The sequence below is a fragment of the Brachybacterium hainanense genome, assembly GCF_042434575.1.
Lineage (GTDB): Bacteria > Actinomycetota > Actinomycetes > Actinomycetales > Dermabacteraceae > Brachybacterium > Brachybacterium hainanense.
In genome coordinates, this window is sequence record NZ_JBHLSV010000001.1 from 327,847 (window position 1) to 334,999 (window position 7,153).

Consider the following 7,153-nt stretch of genomic DNA (forward strand, 5'->3'; position numbering starts at 1 on the left):
CCACGCCGATTCACCGATGAAAGGCACCCTCATGTTCTCCAGGCGCTCCTTCCTCGCCACCTCGTCCGCCGCGACGGGGCTCGCCCTCTCCCTCGCAGCCTGCAGCTCGGACGGCGGCGGCGACGATCCGGTCGACGTCGCCGATCTCAGCACCGGCGCGATGGACGACTACGCCGTCGGCACCCAGTTCACCGCCACCGAGCCCTTCGACCTGCCGATCCTCTTCAACGACAACGCGGCCTACCCCTATCGCGAGGACTGGCTGTTCTGGTCGGAGCTGACCAAGCTCACGAACGTCACCCTGAAGCCGACCATCGTGCCGATGTCCGACTACGAGCAGAAGCGCTCCCTGCTGGTGAGCGCGGGCGACGCCCCCTACGTCATCCCCAAGACCTACCCGGGCCAGGAGTCCGCCTTCGTGACCTCCGGGGCGATCCTCGCCATCAGCGACTACGTCGAGCACATGCCGAACTACCAGGACAAGGTCTCCACCTGGGGCCTCGAGGAGGAGATCGAGCGCCTCAAGCAGCAGGACGGCAAGTACTACGTGATGCCGGGCCTGCACGAGGAGGTCTGGCCCGACTACACCCTGGCCTACCGGGTCGACGTGCTGGAGGAGCTGGGGCTGCCCGAGCCGACGACGTGGGATGAGCTGACGGAGGTGTACCGCAGGGTGCGCGAGGCCAAGCCCGAGATGTGGCCGCTCTCGGACCGCTTCAAGGGCGACTGCCTGCTGGGCCTGGTCGCCGCCAGCCACGGCGTGGGCTCCGGCTGGGGACTGGGCGACGGGGTCGTCCGGGACGAGCCCGGCAGCGACACCCTCGTCTTCGGCCCGCAGCAGGACGAGTACCGGGCCATGACGGAGTGGTTCGCCACCGGCGTCGCCGAGAAGCTCATCGACCCCGAGAGCTTCACCCAGGAGGACGACCCGGCCGTCCAGAAGTTCGTCACCGGGAAATCCTTCTCCATCGCCACCAACTCGCAGAACCTCATCGACTACCGCACCGGGCTGATCGAGAACGTCGGCGAGAAGGCCGTCGTGAAGAAGATGCTGCTGCCGGGCGGACCGCGCGGCCAGGTCATGGCCGGCTCCCGCCTCGAGAACGGCGTCATGTTCACGGCGGAGATGGCCGAGGACGAGCACTTCCTGGCGATCCTGCAGTTCTTCGACTGGCTGTGGTACTCCGATGCCGGTCAGGAGTTCGCCAAGTGGGGCGTCGAGGGCGTGACCTTCGAGCGCGAAGGCGACAAGCGCGTCCCTGCCGCGGACGTCACCTTCCTCGGCATCAATCCCGAGGGCACCAAGGACCTGCGCAAGGACTTCGGCTTCTCCGGCGGCAACTACGCCTACGGCGGCACCACGGAGCTGCTCCGCTCGACCATGAACGACGAGGAGGTCGCCTGGCAGGAGGAGATGGCCGCCGGCCACGAGCCCGCCGAGCCGCTGCCTCCGTACCCCTTCGACGAGATCCAGCAGGAGGACGCGACCCTGGTGGTCACGCCGCTGACGGACTTCGTCAGCCAGAGCACCCTCAAGTTCACCACCGGACAGCGGGACCTTGCCGAGTGGGATGCGTTCGTCACGGAGTGCGACGACAACGGGGCGAGCACGTACATGGACATCGTCCATGAGGCGCAGGACGCCTTCGCGGGCTGATCGACGGCGGGGCGTTCCCGCGGGAACGCCCCGCCCCCGCAGGACCAGGAACGGATCGAGGAGAACGGCGATGCAGAGCAGACCGGCCCCAGCGACGGCGTCACCCGCCGCGCCCGCCCCATCGGCCCCGACGGCGCGGGACGTGCACGAACGCGGGATCTGGCGGGCTGCCTTCGTGGTGCACGGCCTGGGGGTGATCGGGCTCGCCCTCACCGCGGGCGGGCTGCTGGTGCTCGTCCCCGCGATCCTGCTCCAGGGCACGCTGCTGGGGCTGCTCGCGCTACCGGCCGCCGCATGGTGGTCGGGGCTGCTGCTCATCGGCGCCCTGCACGCCCTCCACGGCCAGGATCTCACCACGGACATCCGGCCGCTGCGGCGGCTGGGAGGCGGGCTGCGGCAGGGCGCCGGTCAGGCCGCCGTGCTCTGGCTGCCCGTGGGCGTCGTCGCCGCGATGCTGCTGGGGGCGCAGATGCTGCGCGGGACCGGACCCGGCCCGGTCCTGCCGGGCCTGGTCCTGCTGCTGGCGCTCGTGCTCCTGGCGCTCATCGGCTCCGTGATCGCGAGCCGTTTCACCGTCACAGGCGTCCCTCTCTGGCGCGCGGCGCTCGGCGCGGCCGCCGTGTCCATGCGGGGCACCGTCGGGATCGTCCTCGTGCTCGCGGCAGGGCTGTGCCTGACCCTCGTCTCCGGCGAATGGGTGCTCCTGCTGGCCGCGGCACCGCTGGTCCTCCTCCTGGATCGGTCCGCGCGCCCTCTCGTCCTGGCTCTGGAGGCCTCTCTCGATGACCGCTGATCCCCGTCTCCCCGCGCGCTTCCCCTACGGCGGGGACTGGTGCCCCGAGCAGTGGCCCGCCGAGGTCCGCGAGGCCGATCTCGACGCGCTCCAGGCGATCGGCGTGAACACCGTGACGCTCGGCGTGTTCGTCTGGACGCAGCTGCACCCTGCCCCGGGCGTCTATGACCTCTCGCTGCTCGAGGAGATCATCGAACCGGTGCGGCGGCGGGGCATGCAGATCGTGCTCGCGACCCCCACGGGGGCGCATCCCGCCTGGATGGCACGCACGCAGGAGGTCACCCGGGTCGACGACCAGGGCCGGCGCCGCCTCTTCGGGGTGCGCCACAACAGCTGCCCCACCTCCCCGGCCTTCCGCGCGGCCGCCGCGGAGATCGCGGGACGCATCGCCGAGCGCTTCGGCGATCTCGAGGGCCTGGTGGCCTGGCACATCGGCAACGAGTACTCCGGCCTGTGCTACTGCGGCAGCTGCGCGGCCGCCTTCCGGGTGTGGCTGCAGCGGAAGTACGGCACGATCGAGGAGCTCAACCGCCGCTGGTACACCCTCTTCTGGAATCACACGATGACGTCCTTCGAGGACATCGTCCCGCCCAGCGCGCTCAGCGAGCACTGGAACGGCCCGGCGTACACGGCGTTCCAGATCATCACGCTGGACTACCGGCGCTTCCAGTCCGAGGCCCTGCTGGAGTGCTTCCGCCTCGAGAAGGAGGCGATCCGCCGGCACAGCCCCGATGTTCCGGTCACCGCGAACTTCATGGGCTTCTACAAGGACATCGACTACCGCCGCTGGGCCGAGGACCTGGACATCATCTCCTGGGACAACTACCCCCGGATCGGTCACGGCCCTGCCCGGGTGGCCCTCGCCCACGACCTCATGCGCGGCCTTGCTCCCGGGAAGCCCCTGTGGCTCATGGAGCAGACGCCGTCCCAGACGGCCTGGCGCCCCGACAACCCCCTGCAGGAGCCGGGCCTGCTGCGCCTGCGCACCTGGCAGGCGATCGCCCACGGGGCCGATGCCACGCTGTTCTTCCAGATGCGCGCCTCGCGCGGGGCGAGCGAGAAGTTCCACGGCGCGATCCTGAACCATGCCGCGCGCACGGACACGCGCGTGGTCCGCGAGGTCGCGCAGATCGGCGCGGAGGTCGCCGCCGCCCGCGAGCTGGCGGGGACCCGGCCGAGGAACCGGGTCGCGGTCTGCGTGGACTGGGACGCCTGGTGGTCGCTCGAGATGAGCGACGGCCCCACCCGGCGCGTCGTCTACGTCGACGAGATCGCCCGCTTCCACGAGGACCTCTTCGACCGCGGGATCGGCGTGGACGTGGTCTCCCCCGACGCGGATCTCGCCGGGTACGCGCTGATCCTCGCCCCCGTCCTGTTCGTCGCCGGACCGGAGCGGGCCGCGAACCTCGCCCGCGCCGTCGCCGCCGGAGCACATCTGGTCACCGGCTTCCTGAGCGGCCGCGTGGACGAGGACGACCAGGCGCCGATCCTCGATGTGCCGGGTCACCTCGCCGCCCTGTGCGGGGTGCGAGTGGACGAGACGGACTCCCAGGTGGAGGGCGTCACGCGGGAGATCCGCTGGGCGGACGGGACGATCACGAGCGCAGATACGGTGTTCGACCTGGTCACGCCCGTGGATGCGGAGGTCCGCGCCGCCTACGCCGACGGCTTCTACGCGGGGAGCGCCGCCGTCACGGTGCGGGAGGCCGGTCCGGGCCGCGTCTGGTACGTGGGAGCCCGGTTGGATGCGGCGGGTCTGCGGCAGCTGTGGGACGAGGTCCTCGGCGCTCCCGCGCTCGCAGGGATCGCCGCGCCGCGGCGCCCGGGTCTCGAGCAGGTCGAGCGGTGCCGAGCAGATGCCTCCGCACCCTCCTACCGCTTCCTCCTGGCCCATGACGGCGAGCACGAGGTCGTGCTCGAGGAGCCGGCGACAGATCTGCTGAGCGGGCAGGCGCTTCCTGCCGGGATGCGGATGCGCCTGGCCGCTCCCGAGGTCCGCGTCCTGCGCACCGCCGGGGATCGGACATGAGCGACCGCGCCCTCTCCTCGACGCTCTTCGACGGCATCGCGGCGGCGAACGCTCGCGATCAGCTGGGGATGTATGGGGTCCACGTCCATCGAGAGGGTGCGGGCGAGGCGGAGCACCGCTTCCGCTCCGACGACCCTCTCCACGTCTTCTCCTGCTCGAAGACCTTCACCGCTCTCGCCGTCGGGATGCTCGTGGGGGCCGGGGCGCTGAGCGTCGGCGACCGGCTCGTGGACGTGGTTCCCCCGCGAGGGCAGGTCGCCCCGGGGATCGAGGACGTGCGCCTCGAGCACCTGCTGACCATGACCTCCGGCAGCACCTTCACCTGCTTCACCGAGCAGGAGAAGCTGGAGGCCGATGTCGCCGCCGCCTTCTTCCGCTCCCCCCTCGAGTCCCCGCCCGGGGAGCGGTTCTCCTACTCCAACGGCTCGACCTACATGCTCGCGCGCGCGGTGGATGCCGTGGCCGGTCAGGATCTGCGCGACTTCCTCATGCCGCGGCTGTTCGCGCCGCTCGGGATCGGGAATCCGCAATGGTTCCGCTGCCGGGGCGGAAGGTCCTGGGGTGCGTACGGCCTGCACCTGCGCACGTCGGAGCTCGCGAAGCTCGGCCGCCTGCTGCTGCAGGAGGGATGCTGGGAGGGTCGGCAGCTCGTCCCCGCCGACTGGGTCGCGGCGATGCACGCGGACTGGATCCCGACCGGCCGCACGGACGGCCCCGACGTGCTCCGCTACGGCTACCAGGTGTGGGACTGCGAGCCCGAGGGGGCCTGGCGGGCCGATGGCAACTACGGCCAGTACTCGATCGTGCTCCCGCGGGAGCGGGCCGTGATCACCGTGACCGCCCATCTGGAGGGCGGTCGGATGCATGAGATCCTCGGGGCGATCTGGCGGGAGCTGCTGCCCGCGCTGCGCGCGGCCTGAGCGCCGAGCCCTGCCGCCCGAGCGCGGGCGGCAGACCCGGGAGCACGCCGTCGTCCCGTCCTGGACGGGCCCGAGGGGCCGGCCCCGGGCGGTCCTCCTCGGACCCGCCGGGACCAGCCCCTCGGCCGATCGCCTCCGCGCGGCTCAGCGCACCTCGAAGGTCGTGATGCTCCGGGCCGGCAGCTCCCGGGTGAACCGGCCCCCACGGGGCCGCTCGGGGGCGAGGGCGGCGAAGCGCTCGCTCGCGGAGGTCCTCCACGATGCGACCTCCTGCTTGCTCGTCCCCTGGATCCGGTAGGTCCGCGTCACCGGGGCGTCGGTCCCGTTGATGGCGACGATGACCAGGGCCCCTTCGGCGGTGCGGTACGCGGATTCGCGGATCCCCTCGAGCACGGTGGCCTCCAGCTCGACCCGCCGGGAGCCGGCGCGCAGGAAGCGGGAGAAGTGGGACATGACGTGGCCGCGCCGGCTGATCGAGCCGTCCTCGGCGATGGGGCCGTAGCTGCGCCGGATGTACCACCACACGTACGCCTGGAAGCCGCCGATCACGAAGGCGTCATGGATGCTCTCGCCGACGACCAGCGACTCCGGCCAGCGCTCGTTCGAGCCGGGCTCGCTGTTCGGCACATACACCTCGGTCATCCACAGCTCCCGGTCGCCGCGGTTCTGCTCGAACAGCGGATAGGGGAGCTGATCGGTCGGCGTGCCGTACAGGTGGCTGCCGAGGATGTCGACCTCGGCCCAGGCGCCCGCGTCGCGGATGATCGGGTCCGATGTCTCCTTGACGTACTGGAACGACTCCGGGGCGATGATCCGGCAGCGGATCGCGGAGGCGTTCTCCCGCAGGAACGTCGTGAGCTCCTGCGGCGTCCACCAGGTCCAGTCCGCGCCGTAGTCCGGCTCGTTCTGGATGGAGATCGCCTCGAGGGGGGCGCCCTGCTCCGCCATGAACATCACGAAGTCGTCGAGGTGGCGGGCGTAGTCGGGGTAGCGGTCATGGGCCAGGCGCTGCGCACCGTCCTGCACCTGGATCCCGGCGATGCGGATCCCGTCGACGGCGACGGCGCCCTCCCCGGTCGCGATGAGCTCGAGGGTGTTCGACCCCGCCTCGAGGGGGACGTCCACGGGGACGTCATGCCAGGGGACGCCCGCCTCCGGCGCCGGCAGCGCGAGGTCCTCGAGGACCACGGCGCCGTCGGCGAGGATGCGCAGGCCCGCCCCCGGCTGGTCGGCGGCGCAGCGGATCGTCACCCGCTTGGGGCCGGTGGTGCCCATGACCAGGTCGTCCCAGCTGATCGAGGATCCGGCGCCCTCGAGCAGCACGCTCGCGCCGCCCTCGGCGGCCTCGCGGCCGGTCTCGACATGCGCGGCCGCGAGCGCCGTGCCCGTCTCCGCCGCATGCGGGGTGCCCGCGCCGTTCGGCGCCTCGTGCCGGAACGTCTCGCACATGTCCGCGGGCGGGTGCCACGGCGAGGCGAAGACGATCGCCCCGAGCTCGCGGGCGCGCCGCGCCGTCTCCACGCTGAGCGGCCAGTCCTCGCGGTTCGGGGACACGGGGATCCGCAGCACCGAGAAGCCGAGCTGGCCCTCGCCCGTGCCGAAGGCGGTCTCCCGCTGCTGCGGGGTGAGATCGCCGATCCACTCGGGGAAGCTGATCCCGCCGATGCCGCGGATCCGCTGATGCTCATGGGCCGCCTGCACGGTCACGGCGGCCGGCGGGGCGGCCCGGGCCGCCCCGCCGGCCGCCGTGACCG

5 protein-coding genes are annotated in these 7,153 nt (G+C 71.8%); 4 read left to right on the forward strand and 1 reads right to left on the reverse strand.

Features of this window, described 5'->3' with window-relative positions; all coding sequences use genetic code 11:
• Positions 1–31 precede the first annotated feature (31 nt).
• The 4 genes from ACFFF6_RS01480 (at position 32) to ACFFF6_RS01495 (ending at position 5,399) form a co-directional block, all read left to right on the forward strand.
• Positions 32–1,657, forward strand: a complete 1,626-nt coding sequence (locus tag ACFFF6_RS01480; protein WP_376977541.1) for an extracellular solute-binding protein — start codon at positions 32–34, stop codon at positions 1,655–1,657.
• Between the two features lie 70 nt (positions 1,658–1,727).
• Positions 1,728–2,450, forward strand: a complete 723-nt coding sequence (locus ACFFF6_RS01485; RefSeq protein ID WP_376977543.1) for a hypothetical protein — start codon at positions 1,728–1,730, stop codon at positions 2,448–2,450.
• Complete coding sequence (locus ACFFF6_RS01490) at positions 2,440–4,479, forward strand: beta-galactosidase (RefSeq protein ID WP_376977545.1); 2,040 nt, start codon at positions 2,440–2,442, stop codon at positions 4,477–4,479. Before ACFFF6_RS01485 ends, ACFFF6_RS01490 begins: the two co-directional genes overlap by 11 nt.
• On the forward strand, positions 4,476–5,399 hold the full coding sequence (locus ACFFF6_RS01495; RefSeq protein WP_376977547.1) for a serine hydrolase domain-containing protein: 924 nt from the start codon (positions 4,476–4,478) through the stop codon (positions 5,397–5,399). Before ACFFF6_RS01490 ends, ACFFF6_RS01495 begins: the two co-directional genes overlap by 4 nt.
• A gap of 144 nt (positions 5,400–5,543) precedes the next feature.
• Here ACFFF6_RS01495 and ACFFF6_RS01500 read toward each other — a convergent pair.
• On the reverse strand, positions 5,544–7,153 hold a 1,610-nt coding region (locus tag ACFFF6_RS01500), incomplete at its 5' end, for a carbohydrate-binding protein (protein WP_376977548.1).

Excerpts from the sequence above, each read along its gene's own strand:
- ACFFF6_RS01490 (WP_376977545.1), top strand. The coding sequence starts at position 2,440 with ATGACCGCTGATCCCCGTCTCCCCGCGCGCTTCCCCTACGGCGGGGAC.
- ACFFF6_RS01480 (WP_376977541.1), top strand. The coding sequence starts at position 32 with ATGTTCTCCAGGCGCTCCTTCCTCGCCACCTCGTCCGCCGCGACGGGG.
- ACFFF6_RS01495 (WP_376977547.1), top strand. The coding sequence starts at position 4,476 with ATGAGCGACCGCGCCCTCTCCTCGACGCTCTTCGACGGCATCGCGGCG.
- ACFFF6_RS01485 (WP_376977543.1), top strand. The coding sequence starts at position 1,728 with ATGCAGAGCAGACCGGCCCCAGCGACGGCGTCACCCGCCGCGCCCGCC.